Origin of the sequence: Paraburkholderia sp. RAU6.4a (assembly GCF_050435625.1) — a bacterium.
GTDB lineage: Bacteria > Pseudomonadota > Gammaproteobacteria > Burkholderiales > Burkholderiaceae > Paraburkholderia > Paraburkholderia tuberum.
On record NZ_JBNDKQ010000003.1, the window covers coordinates 1 to 20,575 of the forward strand.

Consider the following 20,575-nt stretch of genomic DNA (forward strand, 5'->3'; position numbering starts at 1 on the left):
CCGGCAGCCGAACGATTCCAAGTCCCGCGACGGCCGCATCGCGAATCAGATCGCCGTTATTGGCGCGTAACGGCCCGCGCACCTCGACGCTCTTCACCACGCCCTCGACGCTGAAGTCCCAGCTCACCGCGCCGCCGTGGCCGTACAGCAGACATTCGTGGTTCGCGAGATCGCCAGGCACGGCCGGACTGCCACGCCGGCGCAGATAACCGGGGCTGCAGCACGCCACCATCTTCACATCGATCAGCTTTTGCGCGATCAGCGACGAATCCGCCAGCGTGCCGATACGGATCGCCATGTCGAAGCCTTCGCCGACCACATCGACGGCGCGGTCGCTCAGTTCCATGTCGAAGCGCACGTCGCGATGCTCGCGCAGAAACGCCGCGACGAGCGGAGACAGATGCATCATGCCGAACGACATCGGCGCGCTCACGCGTAGCAGCCCGCGCGGCCCGGCGCGGCGCAGCGACATGGCCTGCTCGGCGTCCTCGACCTCGCCGAGGATGCGCTTCGCGCGCTCGTAGAACTCCTGACCCAGATCGGTTACCGCCAGCTTGCGCGTGTTGCGGATCAGCAGTTGCACACCGAGTGCTTCCTCGAGCGCCATCACACGGCGGCTCACGAACTGTTTCGACAGCGACAGCCGGTTCGCCGCGGCGGTGAAATTGTGGGCGTCGACGGTCGCGACGAAGATGCGCATGTCATCGAGTTGCATCGTATTGTCTACTCCAATGCGACAGTGTTTCCGGTTTTATCATGATTATAGCCATCCGGATTGACCTACACTGTCGTTCATGGATCGCAGCCAAACATCTGGCCCGGATCGCACGACAAAACTCAAGGAGAAAGAGCATGCTCGAAATCAGACACGCCAACCAACGTGGCCGCCCGGAACACGGCTGGCTCAGCTCGCGTCATACGTTTTCGTTCGCGAACTATCACGATCCGAAGCAGAACGGCTTCTCCGACCTGCTCGTGATCAACGACGACCGTGTGGCGCCGGCGCAGGGCTTCGGCAAGCATCCGCATCGCGACATGGAGATCTTTTCGTACGTGCTCGAAGGCGCGCTCGAACACAAGGACACGATGGGCACGGGCTCGGTGATCGTGCCGGGCGACATCCAGTTGATGAGCGCGGGCACCGGTGTGGCGCACAGCGAATACAACCATTCGAAGAGCGAGCCGGTGCACTTCCTGCAGATCTGGATCGCGCCGGCCCAGCAAGGCACGAAGCCGCGCTATCAGCAACTGCACTTCGGCGCGGCCGACAAGCGCGGTGTGCTGCGGCTCGTGCTGTCGCCGGACGGTGCGAACGGTTCGCTGCAGTTGCAACAGGATGCGCGGGTGTATGCCGGTCTGTTCGACGGCGAGGAAACCGCGCGGCTCGAACTCGCGAAGGACCGCTATGCATATGTTCAGGTGGCGCGCGGCAGCGTTACGGTGAATGGCGTCGAGCTTGGCGAGGGTGACGGCGCGCGGGTGCGGGGTGAAGAAGCGCTGACGTTCACGCAGGGCCGCGATGCGGAAGTGCTCGTTTTCGACCTGCGAAATATCGAAACCTCGGCGTTGTGGGCATAAGCGCTCCGCTTGCGCCGCGATTGACTCAAACCTGAACGCGGCTCGCTGGACGACGATTTCCAGCGAGCTTCATCCCTCTACCCTATCGGGAAAAATCATGCGCTACACACTGTTTGAAAACCAGAAAGACGTCGTCGTTCTCGTCGCTCGAATCCTGCTGATGGTGCTGTTCGTGATGTTCGGCTGGTCGAAGCTGACCGGCTTTGCCGGCACCGTCGCTTATATGACGTCGACCGGCGCGCCCGTGCCGGCGTTCTCGGCTGTTATCGCGGTGGTGATGGAGCTTGTGGTGGGCGTCGCGCTGTTAGTGGGATTTTTCACGCGACCGCTGGCGCTGCTGCTTGCGGTGTATACGCTCGGCACCGCGATCATCGGCCATCACTACTGGAACATGACCGGCGCGATGCAGTACGACAATATGATTCATTTCTACAAGAACATCGGCATCATCGGCGGGTTGCTGCTGTTGTGCGTGACCGGCCCCGGCAAGTATTCGTTCGACCGGCGGTGATACCGATTCCCGTGCTTTAACGAAAAAGGCCCGCACGAATGCGGGCCTTGTTGCATGCGCAAACTGAAACGGCGGCCCGCGGGCCGCCGTTTGCCTCTCTGAGCTACCGAATCAAACCGCTGCTTCGGCTTCCGCTTCGCTGACCGCCGCGACTTCTTCGCTGTTGCGGATCAGGTGATCGAATGCGGACAGCGATGCCTTCGCACCCTCGCCCACTGCGATCACGATCTGCTTGAACGGCACCGTGGTCACGTCGCCGGCGGCGAACACGCCCGGCACCGACGTCGCGCCGCGCGCATCGACGACGATCTCGCCATGCTTCGACAGCTCGACCGTGCCCTTCAGCCATTCGGTGTTCGGCACGAGACCGATCTGCACGAACACGCCTTCGAGTTCGACGTTCTTCACTTCTCCCGAAGCGAGGTCCTTGTAGACCAGACCGTTGACCTTCTTGCCGTCGCCGGTGATTTCCGTGGTCTGCGCCTGCGTGAGGACCGTCACGTTCGGCAGGCTGCGCAGCTTGCGTTGCAGCACCTCGTCGGCACGCAGCGTCGCACCGAATTCGAGCAGCGTCACTTCGCGCACAAGACCCGCGAGGTCGATCGCCGCCTCGACGCCCGAGTTGCCGCCGCCGATCACCGCGACGCGCTTGCCCTTGAACAAGGGGCCATCGCAGTGCGGGCAGTATGCGACGCCATGATTGCGATACGCGCGCTCGCCCGGCACGTTGATTTCGCGCCAGCGCGCACCGGTCGCGAGGATGATCGTCTTCGCCTTCAGCACCGCGCCGTTGGCCAGACGTACTTCGATGATGCGCCCCGGAATCAGCGCTTCGGCGCGCTGCACGTCCATGATGTCGACGTCATAGGTCTTCACGTGCTGTTCGAGCGCGGTCGCGAACTTCGGTCCTTCGGTTTCGGTCACGGAGACGAAGTTCTCGATCGACAGCGTGTCGAGCACCTGGCCACCGAAACGCTCGGCCACGACACCGGTCGCAATGCCCTTGCGCGCCGAGTAGATCGCCGCCGCCGCGCCCGCCGGGCCGCCGCCGACGATCAGCGTGTCGAACACCGGCTTGTTCTCCAGTTGCTTCGCGGCGCGCGCACCGGCGTTGGTGTCGAGCTTCGCGAGGATTTCCTTCACGCCGCTGCGGCCCTGGCCGAAGGTTTCGCCGTTCAGGAACATGGTCGGTACCGCCATGATCTGGCGCGCGTCGACTTCGTTCTGGAACAGCGCGCCGTCGATCGCGACGTGACGGATGCGCGGATTGATCAACGCCATCACGTTCAGCGCCTGCACGACTTCCGGGCAGTTCTGGCACGACAGCGAGAAATACGTTTCGAATTGATAGTCGCCGTCGAGGCTGCGGATCTGTTCGATCACCGCATCGTCGAGTTTGACCGGGTGGCCGCCGACCTGCAGCAGTGCGAGGACGAGCGACGTGAATTCATGCCCCATCGGAATGCCGGCGAAACGGATGCCGGTTTCCTTGCCCGCTTCGCCAATCGAGAACGACGGCTTGCGTTCGTCGTCGCCGCGACGCTCGATCACCGTGACGCGCTCCGACAAGGTCGCGATGTCGTTCAGCAGGGCCAGCAGCTCCTGGGACTTCGCGCTGTCATCGATCGACGCGACGAGCTCGATAGGCCTGCTAACTTTTTCGAGGTACGACTTCAGTTGAGTCTTGAGATTGACGTCAAGCATGGCGTTGCGATTCCGTGACGAGGGGTGTGGGTGTCCCGGCGCCGCACGCATCCGGATAGGACGTGTTGGGCCCGGGGACGCGCGAAGCGCCGTATCAGGCGATTCGCGCGGTGAAGCGCCGGGAAGATCCCGGCAGATGCAGACTGCGGGGTGCAGCGTGAGCTGCGCGGACCTTAGATCTTGCCGATCAGGTCGAGCGACGGGGTCAGCGTTTGCGCGCCCGGCGTCCACTTGGCGGGGCACACTTCGCCCGGGTGCTTGGCGATGTACTGAGCAGCCTGAACCTTGCGCAGCAGTTCGCCAGCGTCACGGCCGATGCCGTTGTCGTGGATTTCGCACAGCTTGATCTCGCCTTCCGGGTTGATCACGAACGTGCCACGCAGCGCGAGGCCTTCTTCTTCGATCAGCACGTCGAAGTTGCGCGAGATAGCGAGTGTCGGGTCAGCCAGCATCGGGTACTTGATCTTGCGGATCGTATCCGACGTGTCGTGCCAGGCCTTGTGCGTAAAGTGCGTATCGGTCGACACGCTGTAGATTTCCACGCCCAGCTTCTTGAAATCTTCATAACGATCGGCCAGGTCACCGAGTTCGGTCGGGCACACGAACGTGAAGTCGGCCGGGTAGAACACGAAAACCGACCACTTGCCCTTCAGGCTTTCTTCAGTGACGGTCTGGAAATCGCCGTTGTGAAAAGCCTGTGCTTTGAACGGTTTGACTTGACTGTTGATGATCGGCATTTGCTAAATCCTCTCTTTGAGGGGGTTGGAAAGTGGAGCCAGTATGTCAGACTGCGCTTAATAGGTAAAGTGGATTGTGTTAATGAGTTCGATAGTCCCACACTATTCATGTCGTCGATTGAAACTATCGGACGATTTGCCGGGCGTTTCAGCCCTTCAGAAGCCGCCACAGCGTGGTTCTGCCGATGCCGAGCGCTCGGCTCGCGGCGGCGCGATTGCCGCCCGATTGTTCGAGAGCGCGCAGCGCAGCCTCACGGCTGGGGGTAGCGCGGGGCGCCGTACTGCCGGGCGCAGGGCCCGGAGGCGCCTGTGTGATCTGCTCGACCTCGACCGCCCTGATCCGGAAGAACTCGGGAAACACGGCCTGCCGGTCTGGCAAGGCGTCGGCAGTCAAGTTCCCGGACATCTCGTTGATTGGCTCACCGATATAAATCGCCGCGCGGGCCAGGAGATTTTCCAGTTCACGGACGTTACCGGGCCACGCGTAATCCGCAAAAAGCGGGGCGAGAAACACGAGCACCCGCTCGAGCCCCGCCGCCGACAAGCCGTACTGCAGCGCGCTGCGCTCCAGCAGATGCCGCGCCAGCGGCGCGATGTCGGCACGGCGTTCGCGCAGCGGCGGCAATTTTATCTGAAGCAGATTTAATCTGAAATACAGGTCCGCGCGAAACGCGCCCTCCTCGACGAGCGCGTGCAGATCGCGGTGTGTCGCAGCGATCACCCTCACGTCGACCGGCGTCGCGCGGCCGGCGCCGAGCTTCATCACCTCGCGCTCCTGCAGCACGCGCAATAGCCGGCTTTGCAGCGCGGCCGGCATTTCGCCGATCTCATCGAGAAAAATAGTGCCGGTGTGCGCGATTTCAAACAACCCCGGCTTGCCGCCGCGCCGCGCACCCGTGAACGCCCCTTCCTCGTGTCCGAACAGTTCGCTTTCGATCAGCCCCTCGGGCACCGCCGCGCAGTTGAACGCGACGAACGGATTGCCGCGCCGCCGGCTCGCGTTGTGGATGCCCTGTGCGACCAGTTCCTTGCCGGTGCCGCTTTCACCACTCAGGAGCACGGTCGCGTCGTGAGCGGCGCCGGCGCGCGCGAGCCGGCGCACGCGCTCGAGCGCCGCCGAAGCGCCGATCAGATCGTCGAGCCGGTGCCGCGCAACCAGATGCCTCGGCCGCTGGCTGGTGCGCAGGGAACGGTCGATCCGCTGCGCAACGAGCGCGTCCTGCGCCGTCACGACGAAACCGGCGCGCGCGCCCTGCTCGACGATCGGCACACAGCCGACGATCAGCGCGCGGCCGCCGATCTGTTCGATGCGTTCGTCGACCGGCTGGTCGGCGGCGCGCGTCTCGCGCAGCAGCGGCGCGAGCGCGCGCGCCACTCGCGCGGGGGTGTCCTCGTCGTCGTTTGGGACCGCCTGCGCGGCGCCTAGACCGAGCAGTTCGAGCATTGCCGGGTTGACGGCTTCGAGCTGGGCGGCTTCGTCGAACGCGGCGACGCCGTCACGCAGATGCGCGACGATCGTGTTCAGGCGCACCCGCTTCGATTCCTTCTGGCGGCTCACCCGCGCCAGTTCGACCGAGCGCTCGAACGCTTCCTCGACCGCGGCAAGCGAATACAGGAACACGCTTTCCATACCGGCCTGCTGCGCCAGATCGCAGGCCATGCCAGCGCCGACCACCACGCGGCAACCCTGCGCGGCGAGTTCATCGACTGCGAGCCGCACTTCGTCGATCGACCGATACGCGCGCTGCCGCAGATCGACGTTCAAGAGCGGGCTCAGGTCGGCCAGCTCCTGCGCGATTGCTTCGTGCAGCACGAGCCCGATGCGCGCCTGCGGCCATGTGGCGGTCGCGCGCGTGATCGCGCTCAACACGTCGAAGCCATTCACCTTGACCATTACCACCGGCACGCTGAGGTTCTCGCGCAGGTACGCGCCGTTCGAGCCGGCGGACAGTACGACGTCGACCGAACCTGCGTCCACGTAAGCCTGCAACGCGGCGACGGCCGCGCCGTAGCCCTCCCGCACCGTGAAGAACTTCGCCCGGCCCGCGTAGCGCGGCGCCACCGCCTCGCAAAGCGACTGCAGTCGGCTGATACTGACGAGTGCGACACCGGGCCGCCCGGCATCGACGGCGGGGCCAGGATTGGCGACAAATGGGGTGAACGTGGACACGCGGCTCTCCTTGATTGAAACGTTCCTCGAAACGTTTCATGAAACGTTTCACCGATTGTGCCATGAACGTCCAGGCAGGAGGTCATATCGCGCAAACCCTTGTTCCAGCGGCACGACCGGCGAACTGCCGTTCAATGCCGTTCAATGGCACGCTTCCTGCAGAATGTAGGCCGCGTTCCCTTACCGATTTCCCTTCTGGAGACCTCCATCATGACCACCACTTCCGCCACCCGCCGCGCCGCGTTCCGCGCCAAAGTCAATCAGCGTCAGGGCCTGCTCGTGCCCGGCGCGTTCAACGCGATGAGCGCGCGCGTGATCGAGGACGCCGGCTTCGAGGCGGTCTACATCACCGGCGCGGGCGTCACCAACATGTCGCTCGGTCTACCCGACCTGGGCTTCATCGGCCTTGCCGAAGTCGCAGAGCACACCGCGCGCATCCGCGACGCGGTCGCGCTGCCGCTGATCGTCGATGCCGACACCGGCTTCGGCAACGCGCTGAATGTGCGCCAGACCGTGCGCGTGCTCGAGCGCAGCGGTGCCGACGTGATCCAGTTCGAAGATCAGGTGATGCCGAAAAAATGCGGCCACTTCTCGGGCAAGGAAGTCGTCGCGGCGAGCGAGATGGTCGGCAAGATCCGCGCGGCTGTCGACGCGCGCGAAGACGCGAACCTGCAGATCATGGCGCGCACGGACGCGGCCGCGGTCCACGGCATCGAGGACGCGATCGAGCGCGGTCATCGCTTCATCGAGGCGGGCGCCGACATCCTGTTCATCGAGGCGACCGAATCGCTCGCCGACATCGAGCGTCTGCCGGGGCTGTTCAATGTGCCGCAGCTGATCAACATCGTGATCGGCGGCAAGACGCCGGTGCAGTCGCGCGACGCGCTCGCGAAGCTCGGCTACGGCATCGTGCTGTACGCGAATGCGGCGCTGCAGGGCGCGGTGCTCGGCATGCAGCGCGCGCTCGGCACGTTGCAAAGCAACGGCCGCCTCGACGAGGACGCGGCGATCGTCGCGCCGTTCAGCGAGCGCCAGCGGCTCGTCAACAAGCCGCTGTACGACCGGCTGGACAAGGAGTACGCGGGGAAGGACTGACGTTCGGGCGGCGGCGCGGCGGTGCGACGCGCTGCATGCCTGCGCGATGTGGAACCCTTTATTGCGTTAGGATTCAGGGCTGGCAATCAGGCAAGCTGATGTTCGCGTCAGCCCGCCGCGACCATTCGCGGCGCCGGCCTCGTCCGCGGGGCCGTTCTCCCGGCTGCCGGCAGAAGCACGAAAACGCAAACGAAAGGTAGTCGCAAGCACCATGAAGTCAAACTCTTCACGCGCCCCGCGCGGGCTCGTCAATTGTCTTTCAGCGCGCACGCGCGCAGCACGGGAGCTCGCCCGATGAGCTGCAGCGGGACCCGCACCGCGCACGTCGGCTGGCTGCCGTACATCGTCGCGGCTACCTTCTTCATGGAGTACCTCGACACCACGGTGATCGCCACCGCGCTGCCGCAGATGGCGCGTTCGTTCGGCGTCGGCCCGAACAGCCTGAGTCTCGGCATGACCGCCTACATGCTCGCGCTCGCGATCTTCATCCCGGCGAGCGGCTGGGTCGCCGACCGCTGCGGCGCGCGCACCGTGTTCGTCAGCGCGATCGGCGTGTTCACGGTCGCGTCGGTGCTGTGCGGACTGTCGCAGAACGTGCCGGAGTTCACGGCCGCGCGGCTGCTGCAAGGCATCGGCGGCGCGATGATGGTGCCGGTCGGCCGTCTCATCGTGGTCCGCAGCACCGAGAAAGCTCGCATGATGCAGGCGATCTCGACGATCACATGGCCGGCCATTGCGGCGCCGGTGGTCGGCCCGCCGATCGGCGGCTTCATCACGACCTACGCGTCGTGGCGCTGGATCTTCCTGCTGAACGTGCCGTTCGGCCTCGCGGCGATTGCCATCGCGCTCGCCATCGTGCCGAACCTGCGCGGCACTGAACGCAAGCCGCTCGACGTCGTCGGCCTGCTGCTGAGCGGCGTCGCGCTGACCGCGATTCTGTACGGCGCGGAACTCGCGAGCCAGCCGGCCACCAATCCGTGGCTCGCGGTCTCGATCGTGGCGGGCGGCCTGCTGGTCGGCGCGCTCGCGTTCCAGCATGCGAAGCGTCATCCGTATCCGCTCGTCGACGTATCGACGCTGAAGGTGCCGACGTTTTCCGTGACGGTCATCACCGGTTCGTTCACGCGCATTGGCATTGGCGCGGTGCCCTATCTGATGCCGCTGCTGTTCCAGGTCGGTTTCGGGCTGTCGGCGTTCCGCTCGGGGCTGCTGCTGCTCGCGAGCGCGCTCGGCAATCTCGGCATGAAGGCGCTGACCACGCGCATCCTGCAGCGCTATGGCTTCCGGATGGTGTCGATCGTCGACGTGGCGGTGGCCGGCATTTTCATCATCGCGTGCGGACTGCTGACGCCGGACGTGCCGCTCATGTTCGTGCTGATCGTCGTGTTCGTGTACGGCGTCGCGCGCTCGATGCAGTTCTCGACGCTCGCGACGCTCGCCTACGCCGACATCCCGCAGCCGCAGATGAGCGCGGCGAGTACGCTGTGGAGCGCGGCCGCGCAGATGACGATCGGTCTCGGCATCGCGTTCGGCGCGGTGTCGCTGCGCGTCGCGGCGCTGTTCAACGGCGAGACGACCGGCCACGTGTTCACGCTCGACGATTTCCGCCTCGCGTTCCTGTTCGCGGGCGTGCTGACGCTGCTGTCCGTGCTTGGATATATGGGGCTCGCCCGCAATGCCGGGCAGAGTATCGGTGGGGGTTCGCGCGGCGGCGAAACTCCGGCGAAGAGCTAGGGGCCGCGCAAGCGCAGCGCGATCAAAAGGAGACGTGCCGTGCAAGCAGGCGAACTGACGATTTCCAGCCGCATCGACGATCTCGAGCTCGACCTCGTCTACACATTCCTGTCGCAGGAAACGCCGTGGGCGCGAGGCATGCCACGTGCGACCTTCAAGCGCGCCGTCGCCGGGTCGCTGTGCTTCGGCGGGTTTGTCGATGGCAAGCAGATGGCGTTCGCGCGCCTCGTCACCGACGAGGCGACCTTCGCCTACCTATGCGACGTGTTCGTGCTGCCCGCGTATCGCGGCCAGGGCTATGCGTCGGCGTTGATGAAACATATCTTTGCGAGCCCTTCGCTCGTCACGCTGCGCAGAATCATGTTGGTCACGACCGACGCGCATCACGTCTATGCGCCGCATGGGTTCACGTCGCTCGAGAACCCCGAGCGGTATATGGAGGTGCATCGACCGGATGTTTACAAAGCGGCCGAATAGGCCCCGCCTCGGCACACCTCCCACTGATGTGACCCAGCCTCGGCCGTACGCGCCCTCGCGCATCCACTTCGTCATGATCCACTTATCGCCGGCAAGCACCGGCGCGCCGCCGTGCAGAGTCGACGGATCGAGCTGGCGCTGGCCGTTCATGTAGCGGAAATACACCGCGCCGCCCGCGCGCGCCTAGTCGCGCGTCAACTGCCCGCGATAGTGCAGCAGCCCTCGGCGCGCCTGCTGCCTGAGCATCCGCTGCACGAACGGCGACCAGCCGAACAGCGTGCCGCGCACGCCCATCGCCTGGCGCATCCACAGCCACAAATCGAAGCGGTCGCGATGCTCGACGATGAGCCCATCGCGGAACACGAAACGCGCCTCGATCCGGTTCACGACGTCGCGCCCCGTCTGGACGAAACGGTAGCGCGCCACCCACTGCGCGCGGCCGGTATGGTCGTCCGCCTCGATGTCGCTGAAGCTCAGCGTGAAGTCTTGCGCATGCTTGACGAGCATGCGCCACATGTCGCGCGCTTCGTCGCCGACCAGCTCGCCGAAAGCGGGGTCGCTGAAGACGACGTCGTCGGCATAACAGGCGACCATGGTCTCGGCGTCGCGTTGCTGGAAGGCGGTGTAGAAACGTTCGATCAGCTCGGTGTTGGGATGGCTCATTGATGTCGTATGGTGTATTGCGGGAGCGCGTCATGCACGCGCAGCGTCGTGTCGCGCTCCGGAAAAACAGCCCGCACGCGGTAGGCGGCGGGGATGGCGCACACGATATCGGAAAACGGCGTGAAAGGGGGCCGGCGCGAGCCGACGACGGCTTTTACCCTTCCGATACCGCTCCCTTGAAGCGCACCACCTCCGCCCGCCCGGCGAGCTTCCACACCACCGCCGCCACCGCGCCGCGACGAGCGCCGCTACCCCCAACGCCGCCGCAAAACCCGCGGCGAAGGCACCTTCGAAGTCGCGCGGCGCGGGCGCTTCTCACCTCGGCTCGGGCCGCGTCCGGGTACGCTCGCGGCCGTGCTCGCCTGCGTGTCGCTCGGCGGTTATGTGTCGGTCGTGCCGCATACGCTCGCCGATTGCATCGCGCTGCCGGGCGTCGTCTACCGTGACATAGCCGGTCAGGCGATTGCGTCCGAAATCGCGCTCGCGTTCCGTCGGCACGAGCGAGCGCCAGCCGTCAAGGCGTTCCTACGCTTCGCGCGCGATGGTAAAGATTCACGCTGACGGCAGCGTCGCTACGTTGATCGGGGTCGGCGTCCTGTCGGATATTGCGGTAGGTCTGCCCTTCATGCAGCACTGGGCGCTGATGACTCGCCCGCTCGTGACCATGCCGATGCGTCAGAAAGCTGGATCAACCTTCGTCCGCATAGGCGCGGCCTCGAATCTCGGCCAGCGACGTATCGACCAGCAAGCGGCCCGCATCGAACACCGTCTCGAGCGCTTCGTCCCACTCGCCCTCCACCGTGCTCCCGTCCCACGCGATCGGCAACGTGACCGTCCGGTACTCGCCGGTGCGGCGATGGCGCAGCAAGGTGAGCCGGCCTTTCATCGAGCGCTTGGCGTGATCCGTGACTGGATCCTTCGACACATCGTGCCACGTGTCGCCTAGCCGGATCGCCGAGCACTTCATCGCGAAGCGCTGCGTATCGCGGTTGATCTGCTGCAACAGCGCACCGCCCATGCCGAACACGATGTTGTCGGTGGCGAAGCCGGCCTCGTCCATCGCGGCCAGGATCGCGACGATCGAATCCGGGTTCACGCCGTCACCCTGAATCACGCGCACATGGTCGAGCACGCGCCGCCCCTTGCTGTTGGTCTGCGACCCGAACGAAGCCTCCAGCGAGCGCAGCGTGTGCAGGACGATCGTGCACGGATCGCCGGAGTCCGGGCGAATCACGAGCATGCCGCCGGAATCGAGCACGGCCTGCTTCAGCTCGCCGCCCCATGCGTTCAGCGCGGCGAACAGGTCGTAAGAGTCGGACACCACCGAAACGATCGCGCCCGGCTTGCCGAAGCGGGCGATCATGTTGCGATACGCGTCGACTTCGCGCTCGCGGCCCCACGACGTGATCGTGCTGTGCTCGGCCGCCGGCACCGAGAACGCGGCCATGCGGTCGCGGTAGTAGTGATTCGCCGCAACCACGCCGAGCACCGTATCCGAGCCCATGAAGCTGACGAGATGTGCCGCGCCGCCGATCGCCGCCGACTCCGCGCTCGACACGCCGCGCGCGCCGAAATCGTGCAGCTTGAACGGTAGCTGCGAGAGATCGTCGCTGCTTTTCAGCAGATACGCGCGGATCGTCTGGCGCAGATGCCAGCTTTGCGTCGCGATCGTGATCGGATACCACACGCGCATCAGCATCGTCTCCAGATACGACGTGAGCCAGAACACCTGCGGATCGTCGCATTCGACGGTGACGAGCACGTTGTGCGTGGGCACGACCGAGCCTTCGGGCGCCGCGCGAATCCGCACCGGCAGATGGCCGCCGTATCGCTGCACGACGTAGCGCCAGCCCGCCTCGTTGAACGGCTCGCCGTGCGCGCTGAAGAAGGTCCGCGCCTGGTCGATCATCGCGCCGGTAACCGGCCGGCACAGGTACTCCTTCAGCAGCATCTGCAAGCCGAAGAACAGCGTGCGGCCGTAACGTCCGCCGCGCGATTCGATGTACGAGAACATCGCCGTCGCGTCGGGCGGATATTGCAGATAGTGCGATGCCTTGTACGAATCCGTATTCAGAATCGGATTGGACAGGATCGACGCAAGGTCGCTGAAACCCTGCGCGTTTTGCATGGACGGTGCTGCGCTCACGTGATTTTCTCGCTGGAGTGACCGGACGGCGCGAGCCTGCCCGACGCTTTCGAAACTCTGAGGCCGCGGCTCGACGCCTACAGACTATGCCGGGGATGACCCTGTATCTCACCTTACTACGGTATGCGCGATAGCGCTCGTCGTCGGACTGCAGCTTCTCTTCGCGCAGGATGAGTCTGGCCCGCAGCGCCAACTCCAGCCGCAGACAATCATCCTCCGGATCTCGAGGTTCACCAGTAGAAGACCGGGCTAGAGCAGCGAGTAGACGTCGTCCTAGCCCCCCGGCTTCAATTGCGGCGGCAGATTCGGCCACGTCGCGAGCAACCTGCCGAGCATGCTCCTGCGGCGCTCCGCACTCGCGGGCCACAGCATGTTCGCGAGCAGCACGATGCCTTGCGCGAGCCCGCTGTCGCGCGCGCACGCGACGAGCGGCACGCCGCGGCTGAGCGCATCGTTGACGTGCTGATCGTCGCGCGGCAGTTGATGCGCGACCCTCGCGCCGAGCGTGCGTTCGAGCATCGGCAGATTGATCTGCGCGTCCTTGTCGTACTGGTTGACGACGACCCGCACCTTGCTGGACGGATGCCCCAGTTCGCGAAAGATATCGAGCATGCGGCGCGCGCCATGCAGGTACAGCGGGTTCTGCCGCACCACCATGCAGATCGCGTCGCTATGCGCGAGCGCGCGGATCGTCGACGGATTCAGGCTCGGGCCGACGTCGATCAGCACCGCGTCGTAGCGCTCGCGCACCAGCGTCAGAATCCGGTCCAGCTGAGCGGGCAGCAGTTCGGCGGCCTTCAACGGATCGCCGGCGCCGGCGAGCAGATCCAGGTTCGGGCACACGTGCATCGCGCACGCGTCGAACAGCGCCGGGTCGAGTTGCTCGTTGCGCGAGCACAGATCGACGAGCGTCATGGGCGGGGGGCGATTCGCCATCAGCAGGCTCGCGTCGGCGAATTGCTGGCTCAGGTCGATCAGCAGCACGCGCCGCTCACGCCGCGCGGCGAGCGCGCACGCGAGGTTGACCGCGATCAGCGTGGTGCCGCTACCGCCCTTGCTCGACGCCAGGGTGACCACGCGCGCGTGGCGGCGTTCGGGCTCGCGGCGCCGCGCTTCGATCTGCGCAAACGCATCGACGACGGCCTGACGATCGAGCGGCCACGACAGCACCTGCCGCACGCCGACGCGCAGCGCCGCGCCGATCAGCGCGGTGGACGGCGCCGGCGTCACCAGCATGCAATGGAGCGTCGGCGCGCAGGCGAGCGTTTCCTCGATGCCGTCTAGTCCGCGGATGCTCAGATTGGCGTCGTCGACGATCAGCAGGTCGGCGCCGCGGACCACGCGCGCGTGCATCGGCAGTTGCCGGGCCGGGCCGAACGCGGTGCGCAGCCGGTAACGCACGCCGCTCTCTTCGAGCCGCACGACGATTCGCTGCGCGTTTTCGATGCTCGCGGCAATCAGGAAGATGTCGATCATGGCAGCTCTGCGGCGCTTGGCGCGTCATGCGCGGGCTTTTATTCCAGTCGTCTGTTCACGATTGACGACGCAGGCTTCGGCGCGAGTTCCTTACCGCGACGCTCCCCCGTGAAAACCATGAGCCGGCAAACGGTGTTATCGAATTCCTGCGCGGTCGCTGCGAGCCGACGAGCGGCAAGCGTCAGACGTCGGTTTCATCGTCGTCGCGCCGCTGCGCCGCGCTGCGTTCAGCGCGCACCGGCATGGCGTACAGCGCGTCGCGCAGCAGGTCGCGGCGGATCTCGGCTTGCGCTCGGCGCTCGAGCGCCTCGGCGACGACGAGCGTCAGCAGATCGACCGACGAGCCCGCCGCCTGCGCGAAAAAGCGCGCGCGCGATGCCGCGACATACCGCCGGTAAGTGCTTCTGGTTCCTCCCGAAGCGGCCGGCCTGCGAATCAGTTGTGGTTTCATGTCAGCCCCCGATGTCGAGCAGATTTGCGCCAGGTCACGCCGTCTGGTCTCAGCGCCCCGGCCATTGGGCCAGGTCGCCGTGCCCGTGCCAACCCACGGACACGGCCCCTGGTTCACCTCGTACATTCGTCTCTCTGTGGAGACTAGCGTCTCTCCCCGCTTCATCGCGCCGGCCGATCCTGATCCGGCGCTGCCCCTTCCCTTTGCGGCGCGTCGCTCGCGAACGTTGCCAGCGCGTTGCCTGTCGTTATCGCCACCCTTTTCGCGTCGTGAGGACAAAAAGTCGAAAAGGAAAAACGGCGAAGTCGTTGCCCTTTTTTCGTCCGGTTTTGAATGGCCGCCAAACCGGTCCGCCACTCACCCGTTTGCTAACGTATTTAGAAGGCCCCGCCGCGCTCCCGCAAACACCTGATGGCTTCCCCGACCATGTCTGCGAGTGACTTTTTTACCGCCGGCCTTTTTTAATCCGGTTTTCCCGTACCGTCGACCTGGCGGCAAAACATTTTTTCTGTGCAGACCTTATTGCAATGGTTATGCCAACACGCATTCGAATTTGTAAGGCGCCCGCCAAAGCTTCACTCTGGCGAGAAATCGGTTTGCTTTTGACGCAGTGCGAACCGGCCCGATTTTTGGCGTGGCGCGCATTGATTCGTTTCTGACACGCCAAATCGCCGCGCGCTGGCCGCAAAGCGCGCCTCCCGCTTCCGTCTCGCCAGCCTGCTGACTGGCCGCGGGGCCCGCCACACGCGGCTTCGCCGCTCCTTCCGGTTGGCAAAGCGCCCCACCCGGCGCGGTAAAGCGCATTCGACTCGCGCTGTCCAATCTGTCGCAACCGTGAAACACGACTGCTCGCGCCCCGTCCGTTTTAGTCACGCCTTAATACCCGGGCAATTGCTACCCAATGTGCGATTGCGCGCATAACCGGCCTTGACCGCTTATTCATAAGTGATCCGTGTTAATCCGAAAATCCAACCCGCATTCTTCATCCATGTTTCTTTGTCTGGCGCTTTCAGGCGCTTTCGCTTATCGTTAGGCCATGCGCCAATCAGAGCGCTTCTATCAGGTCAACGAGGCAAGCCACGGTTCCAGTGGTTTTCACGGTTCGGGGAAAAATCGCCGGGCAGTTTCAGCAATGAACGACAAGGTCGCCGCCATTGCATGAATCGGTCCGCCATGCAGCGCGTTCCGGTTCGCGCCGCGCTTGAAGCGTGTCCCTTGTTCGTGATTGCTGCTGTCGTGAATGCGTCGCAGCCGGAGTGCAGCAACTGGCCGCCTGAATCTCACAACGTCGCACGGCAGTCCTGAGGATCGAACGGGGGGAACCATGACTACGACTTGCACGCCGGCCGATATGGAACGCACGGTTCTGTACGTGGCGAACGCGCCCGACCAGATACTCGTCGAGTTTCTGGCCGCGTCGGGATGGCAAGCCGTGCACGCAAAAAGCACGGCCGTGGCGGAACGCATGATCGAACGCGGCAACATCAAGGTCGGTCTCGTTCAGTTGCCCGAAGATTGCACGTCACAGCAGTTGTCCGCGCTCGCGCTGTGCATGCGCCGCGTCGAAACCAACTGGGTCGCGCAGATCGTGCCGGGCCAGGCCGACAACGAGCTGGTCAGCCGTTTCATCCTCGATTACTGCTTCGACTTCGTCACGCAGCCGTGGCTCAACGAGCGGCTCGTGTTCGCGCTCGGCCACGCGCATGGGCTGTCGAGCCTGCGTCAGCCGCGCGTCGTGCCGGAGCCGTCGCTCGGCCGCCACGGCATGGTCGGGCAATGCGAGCCGATGCAGCAGCTCTACCGGCGCATCGACAAATGCGGCGTGACCGATGCGCCGGTGTTCATCGCGGGCGAATCGGGCACCGGTAAGGAGCTGACCGCTCGTGCTATTCACGACCGCTCGCCGCGCGCGGGCCGCACGTTTGTCGCGATCAATTGCGCGGCGATTCCGCCGAGCCTGTTGCAGGCCGAACTGTTCGGCCACGAGCGCGGCGCTTTTACCGGCGCGGTGCAACGCAAGCTCGGCCGGATCGAGAGCGCGCATGAAGGCACGCTGTTTCTCGACGAAATCGGCGACATGCCGCACGAATGCCAGGCGGTGCTACTGCGCTTCCTGCAGGAAGGCACGATCGAGCGGCTTGGCGGCAACGGTCCGATCAGCGTCGACGTGCGCGTGATCTCGGCCACCCACGTCGATCTGGAGCGCGCCGTCGAAGCCGGGCGTTTCCGTTCCGACCTCTATCACCGGCTGTGCGTGCTGCGCCTCGTCGAGCCGCCATTGCGCGAGCGCGGCGGCGACATCAAGCTACTCGCCAATTACGCGCTCAGCATGTACAAGCAGGACGGCGCGCGCAAGCTGCGCGGCCTGTCGAGCGACGCGATCGTCGCGATGTCGAACTATCCGTGGCCCGGCAACGTGCGCGAGCTGATCAACTGCGTGCGCCGCGCGGTCGTGATGAGCGAGGGCCGCTTCATCACCGCGAGCGACCTCGGCCTACCCGAAGCTGACAATGGCCCGGCGGTCACGCTGGCGGAAATCCGCAGCAAGGCCGAAAAGGATGCGATCGAGAACGCGCTGCTGCGGCACGGCTACAAGCTGTCCGATGCGGCGGCCGAACTCGGCATTTCGCGCGCGACGCTGTACCGGCTGATGCACGCGAACCGGCTGCATCAGGAGCCGGCCGGACGCGGCGCGAGCAGCGGCCCCCATGCCGATGACGAAGCAGAGCGCCAGACCTCTTCAGTGGCATAAGCGCGGATTTAAGCGCTTTTTGTAGTGAACGCTTAGCAGCGCACGGTCACGGCGATTGAGCATTCCCGACTTTCCGTGCTCTGCCCGCACGTAGCGTGGTCGTCGAGAACATCCTCGCGCCGCCGCCAGCATTGCCACCCGGCAAGCGGCCACCTACCTCCTGCGCCGCCCCGCCCACGGGGCTTTCCGGGCAAGCTTTCTGCTGCCTTCGACAGGCCTGCCGGCCAGCATCGGCTATCCTGTCGGGTCAACGCCCCACCTGACGGGCGCCGCTCCCGCGGCCCTTTCGCCCGTCCGGCGGGCCTGCGCCGCAGGAACTTCAGCGCCCCGCCCCGTGTCGGTCCCGGGTCACCCCGCTGAAACAGCCCATGTTCCGGCACAATCGTCCGCACTTGCTTCATCCCGCTTTACACCCTATGCAAAAATTTCTGCGTATCTATTTTTTCATTTTTCTGCTCGCAGGCGCGGCGCCCGTCTTCGCCGCCGCGCCTGAGCCTGCCCATCCCACGCCCGCGACACCCGCTTCCGCCGCCGTCACGCTGACACCTCAGCAGGCCCGCGACGCGCTCGCTGTCCTGAACGACCCCAAACGCCGCGCGCAAGTCGCCGATACGCTGCAAGCGATCGCCGCGGCCGGCGCGTTGAGCGCGCCGCCCGCATCCGCGCCGGCGGCGGCGTCGGCGCCGGCCGCCGCAAGCGGCGCAGCCGCGCTCGTGCCGGACGCGTTCAAATCCAATGGCCTCGCCTCGCAACTCGCGCGCGAGGGCGCGCATTACGCCGGCCATCTCGCGACCTCGCTGCGCGGCTCGATCGCCGCGCTGCTCGACGTCGCGTCGGTGCGCGCATGGTGGAACTGGCAGTTCGCCAATCCGCACGCGCGCGCGGTGCTGTTCGAGGTGCTGTGGTCGCTGCTGGCCGCGCTGATCCCCGCTCTGGTGCTCGAATGGCTGACGCGGCGGCTGCTGCGGCGCGTCTATCGGGTGATCGCCGCGCGCCGCGAAGCCGCGCTGCAGGATGACAACGACAACTCACCGCCGCCCGCGCACGACGCCGGCGCCGCGCCGGCAGGTCATCCGCCGACCAGCACGCCGCCGCTGCCCCCGCTGTCATCGGTGCCGTCAGTGCTCGAAGCGGAGGCGCAAGCCGTCACGACTGGCCCTGCCGCGCCGTACGCAACGCCATCCGCCAAAGGCCGCGCCATCGAAGCCGAAGGCAAGCGCAACGCGACGCACCACTGGACGCTGCTGCAACGTCTGCCCCGCGCGTTGCTGATCACGCTGGTGCGGCTCGTGCCGATCGCGGTGTTCCTCGGCGCGGCGAGCGCGCTGATGTCGATCTTCACCGGCAACGGCACGCCGCAGGATCGCGCGCTCGATTCGCTGATCGACGTCTATGTGGTGTGCCGCTGCGTCGTGATCGTCGGCGCATTCTTCCTGCAGCCGAGCGCACCGCGTCTGCGGCTGCTGCGCATGGGCGATGCGTGGGCCGCGTTCGTGCTCGGCTGGATCGTGCGAATCGTCAGCGTGGTCGGCGCCGGCGTTGCGCTAGCCGAAGTCGCGCAGGCGCTTGGCATGAACGACGCCGCGCATCTCGCGCTGCTGAAAGTGGTCGCACTCGCCGGTCACGTGATGATCTCGATCCTCGTGCTGCACTGCGCGAAACCGGTCGCCAACCGGATCCGCAATCGCTTCGCCGCTCACGAGTCGTTGGAGATGTTCGGCAACGCGTTCGCGGACGCGTGGGCCGTGGTGACCGTGGTCATCGTGATGGGCCTGTGGTTCGTGTGGGCTTTCGACGTACGGAACGGCTATCACGCGCTCGTGAATATCGGCGGCATGACGCTCGCGATACTGATCGGCGCGCGGCTCGTGTCGATCGTGATCTTCGGCGCGCTCGCGCGCATCTTCCATGTGCAGGACGATGCGTCACACTCGCTCGTGCATCAGCACGCCTACCGATACTATCCGGCGCTGCGGCGCGTGATCGGCTGGATCATCGGCAGCGTCACCGCGCTGGTGCTGTTGCAGGCGTGGGGCGTCGACGTCGTCGATCTGTTCCGCAGCGGCACGATCGGCCACCGGCTCGCCTCGGCGCTCGCGACGATCGCCGTCGCCGCGATCATCGCGCTGGTGGTGTGGGAGATCGTCAACGTGTCGGCCGAACGTCGCCTCGATAACTGGACGAGCAGCGGCGATCTGGTGCGCGCCGCGCGTCTGCGCACCTTGATGCCGATGCTGCGCACCGCGCTGTTCTGCGTGATCGCGCTCGTCGTCGCGCTGACCGGCCTGAGCCAACTCGGCGTGAACATCGGCCCGCTGCTCGCGGGCGCGAGCATCTTCGGCGTCGCGCTCGGCTTCGGCTCGCAGAAGCTCGTGCAGGACTTCATCACCGGCATCTTTCTGCTGATGGAAAACGCGATGCAGGTCGGCGACTGGGTCACGCTCGCGGGCGTGTCGGGCACCGTCGAATATCTGTCGATTCGCACCGTGCGGCTGCGCGGCGGGGACGGCTCGCTGTTTACGGTGCCGTTCAGTTCGGTGTCGACCGTGAACAACACGAATCGCGGCATCGGCAACGCGGCGGTGCGCGTGAATATCGTGTTCGGCCAGGACGTCGAGCGCGCGATCGAGACGCTGAAGGAAATCGGCGCATCGCTGCGCACGGACGACAACTTCAAGGACGGCATCCTGGCGGACTTCTCGTTCTGGGGCGTCGATGCGGTCGACGGTTCGGCGATCACGCTGGCCGGCCAGATGCAATGCCGCGATACGTCGCGCTGGGGCGTGCAACGCGAATTCAACCGACGCATCCTCGAACGCTTCAGCGAACTCGGCATCGAGATCGCGAATCCGCAGCGTCATCTGCTCACGTGGGACCCGGCGAGCAAGGCCAGGTTCGATACGGCCCTGCCGCGCGAACGTCATGGCGACCGGCCGGACGGCGACGCCGCGGGGGACGGCCACGCTCCGCACAAGGGCGACGCGCCGCTCGACGACCAGATCCCGGTTGATCCGAGCCCGGCCGGCGGCCCTGGTACGCCCGGCAATCCGGGCTCGACCTCGCCGCACGCGTGACGCGTCG

At 65.5% G+C, this 20,575-nt stretch carries 15 protein-coding genes and 2 pseudogenes; 8 read left to right on the plus strand and 9 right to left on the minus strand.

What is annotated here, in order from left to right; translation table 11 throughout:
- Nucleotides 1–715: LysR family transcriptional regulator (locus tag OKW40_RS24435; RefSeq protein WP_429492090.1), on the minus strand; the 715-nt coding region annotated here is incomplete at its 3' end.
- A gap of 137 nt (nt 716–852) precedes the next feature.
- Between OKW40_RS24435 and OKW40_RS24440 the strand changes: the two genes are divergently transcribed.
- Both OKW40_RS24440 and OKW40_RS24445 read left to right on the plus strand, forming a co-directional pair.
- Complete coding sequence (locus OKW40_RS24440) at nt 853–1,578, plus strand: pirin family protein (RefSeq protein ID WP_429492092.1); 726 nt, start codon at nt 853–855, stop codon at nt 1,576–1,578.
- A 97-nt stretch (nt 1,579–1,675) separates the two neighbouring features.
- A complete protein-coding gene (locus tag OKW40_RS24445) occupies nt 1,676–2,089 on the plus strand; it encodes a DoxX family protein (protein WP_018425254.1) in 414 nt (137 codons plus the stop codon).
- A 111-nt stretch (nt 2,090–2,200) separates the two neighbouring features.
- On the opposite strand, the gene ahpF is transcribed toward OKW40_RS24445, so the two are convergent.
- From ahpF to prpR, 3 genes are all read right to left on the minus strand, one after another.
- Entirely contained in the window at nt 2,201–3,793 is a 1,593-nt protein-coding gene (gene ahpF / locus OKW40_RS24450) for an alkyl hydroperoxide reductase subunit F (protein WP_429492094.1), read from the minus strand.
- A gap of 173 nt (nt 3,794–3,966) precedes the next feature.
- Nucleotides 3,967–4,530, minus strand: coding sequence for an alkyl hydroperoxide reductase subunit C (ahpC, locus tag OKW40_RS24455; RefSeq protein WP_090809789.1), 564 nt, complete (start codon nt 4,528–4,530; stop codon nt 3,967–3,969).
- 148 nt (nt 4,531–4,678) lie between these two features.
- Entirely contained in the window at nt 4,679–6,700 is a 2,022-nt protein-coding gene (gene prpR, locus OKW40_RS24460) for a propionate catabolism operon regulatory protein PrpR (RefSeq protein ID WP_429492096.1), read from the minus strand.
- Nucleotides 6,701–6,910: 210 nt separating this feature from the next.
- On the opposite strand from prpR, the gene OKW40_RS24465 reads away from it, so the two are divergent.
- From OKW40_RS24465 to OKW40_RS24475, 3 genes are all read left to right on the plus strand, one after another.
- Entirely contained in the window at nt 6,911–7,795 is an 885-nt protein-coding gene (locus tag OKW40_RS24465; RefSeq protein ID WP_429353665.1) for an isocitrate lyase/PEP mutase family protein, read from the plus strand.
- A gap of 294 nt (nt 7,796–8,089) precedes the next feature.
- Nucleotides 8,090–9,529, plus strand: a complete 1,440-nt coding sequence (locus OKW40_RS24470) for an MFS transporter (RefSeq protein WP_429492099.1) — start codon at nt 8,090–8,092, stop codon at nt 9,527–9,529.
- A 39-nt stretch (nt 9,530–9,568) separates the two neighbouring features.
- Nucleotides 9,569–10,006 carry a GNAT family N-acetyltransferase gene (locus OKW40_RS24475; protein ID WP_429492101.1) on the plus strand — a complete coding sequence of 146 codons (438 nt, stop codon included), beginning with the start codon at nt 9,569–9,571 and terminating at the stop codon, nt 10,004–10,006.
- 42 nt (nt 10,007–10,048) lie between these two features.
- On the opposite strand, the pseudogene OKW40_RS24480 reads toward OKW40_RS24475, so the two are convergent.
- Both OKW40_RS24480 and OKW40_RS24485 read right to left on the minus strand, forming a co-directional pair.
- Nucleotides 10,049–10,189: pseudogene (locus OKW40_RS24480) on the minus strand (2-oxoglutarate-dependent dioxygenase); the annotation flags it as partial.
- Entirely contained in the window at nt 10,190–10,669 is a 480-nt protein-coding gene (locus tag OKW40_RS24485) for a nuclear transport factor 2 family protein (RefSeq protein ID WP_090809781.1), read from the minus strand. It lies immediately after the preceding pseudogene.
- 282 nt (nt 10,670–10,951) lie between these two features.
- Here OKW40_RS24485 and OKW40_RS24490 point away from each other — a divergent pair.
- Nucleotides 10,952–11,230: pseudogene (locus OKW40_RS24490) on the plus strand (LysR substrate-binding domain-containing protein); the annotation flags it as partial.
- Nucleotides 11,231–11,357: 127 nt separating this feature from the next.
- On the opposite strand, the gene OKW40_RS24495 reads toward OKW40_RS24490, so the two are convergent.
- The 3 genes from OKW40_RS24495 to OKW40_RS24505 all read right to left on the minus strand — a co-directional run bounded on the left by OKW40_RS24495 (nt 11,358) and on the right by OKW40_RS24505 (nt 14,742).
- Complete coding sequence (locus OKW40_RS24495) at nt 11,358–12,797, minus strand: nicotinate phosphoribosyltransferase (protein ID WP_429492103.1); 1,440 nt, start codon at nt 12,795–12,797, stop codon at nt 11,358–11,360.
- A 291-nt stretch (nt 12,798–13,088) separates the two neighbouring features.
- Nucleotides 13,089–14,291 (minus strand): AAA family ATPase, encoded by a 1,203-nt coding sequence (locus OKW40_RS24500; RefSeq protein ID WP_429492104.1) that lies wholly within the window; start codon nt 14,289–14,291, stop codon nt 13,089–13,091.
- Between the two features lie 181 nt (nt 14,292–14,472).
- Complete coding sequence (locus OKW40_RS24505; RefSeq protein WP_184059979.1) at nt 14,473–14,742, minus strand: hypothetical protein; 270 nt, start codon at nt 14,740–14,742, stop codon at nt 14,473–14,475.
- A gap of 1,324 nt (nt 14,743–16,066) precedes the next feature.
- Here OKW40_RS24505 and OKW40_RS24510 point away from each other — a divergent pair.
- On the plus strand, nt 16,067–17,494 hold the full coding sequence (locus tag OKW40_RS24510) for a sigma-54-dependent transcriptional regulator (protein WP_184059977.1): 1,428 nt from the start codon (nt 16,067–16,069) through the stop codon (nt 17,492–17,494).
- 416 nt (nt 17,495–17,910) lie between these two features.
- Nucleotides 17,911–20,568: a mechanosensitive ion channel domain-containing protein gene (locus OKW40_RS24515; RefSeq protein WP_429492106.1), complete on the plus strand. Its 2,658-nt coding sequence runs from the start codon at nt 17,911–17,913 to the stop codon at nt 20,566–20,568.
- The last annotated feature ends 7 nt before the right edge of the window (nt 20,569–20,575 follow it).

Bases quoted from the DNA above. Each gene is read 5' to 3' on its own strand.
- OKW40_RS24440 (WP_429492092.1), top strand. From the start codon at position 853: ATGCTCGAAATCAGACACGCCAACCAACGTGGCCGCCCGGAACACGGC.
- OKW40_RS24445 (WP_018425254.1), top strand. From the start codon at position 1,676: ATGCGCTACACACTGTTTGAAAACCAGAAAGACGTCGTCGTTCTCGTC.
- ahpF (WP_429492094.1), bottom strand. From the start codon at position 3,793: ATGCTTGACGTCAATCTCAAGACTCAACTGAAGTCGTACCTCGAAAAA.
- ahpC (WP_090809789.1), bottom strand. From the start codon at position 4,530: ATGCCGATCATCAACAGTCAAGTCAAACCGTTCAAAGCACAGGCTTTT.
- OKW40_RS24465 (WP_429353665.1), top strand. From the start codon at position 6,911: ATGACCACCACTTCCGCCACCCGCCGCGCCGCGTTCCGCGCCAAAGTC.
- OKW40_RS24470 (WP_429492099.1), top strand. From the start codon at position 8,090: ATGAGCTGCAGCGGGACCCGCACCGCGCACGTCGGCTGGCTGCCGTAC.
- OKW40_RS24485 (WP_090809781.1), bottom strand. From the start codon at position 10,669: ATGAGCCATCCCAACACCGAGCTGATCGAACGTTTCTACACCGCCTTC.
- OKW40_RS24495 (WP_429492103.1), bottom strand. From the start codon at position 12,797: ATGCAAAACGCGCAGGGTTTCAGCGACCTTGCGTCGATCCTGTCCAAT.
- OKW40_RS24500 (WP_429492104.1), bottom strand. From the start codon at position 14,291: ATGATCGACATCTTCCTGATTGCCGCGAGCATCGAAAACGCGCAGCGA.
- OKW40_RS24505 (WP_184059979.1), bottom strand. From the start codon at position 14,742: ATGAAACCACAACTGATTCGCAGGCCGGCCGCTTCGGGAGGAACCAGA.
- OKW40_RS24510 (WP_184059977.1), top strand. From the start codon at position 16,067: ATGACTACGACTTGCACGCCGGCCGATATGGAACGCACGGTTCTGTAC.
- OKW40_RS24515 (WP_429492106.1), top strand. From the start codon at position 17,911: ATGCAAAAATTTCTGCGTATCTATTTTTTCATTTTTCTGCTCGCAGGC.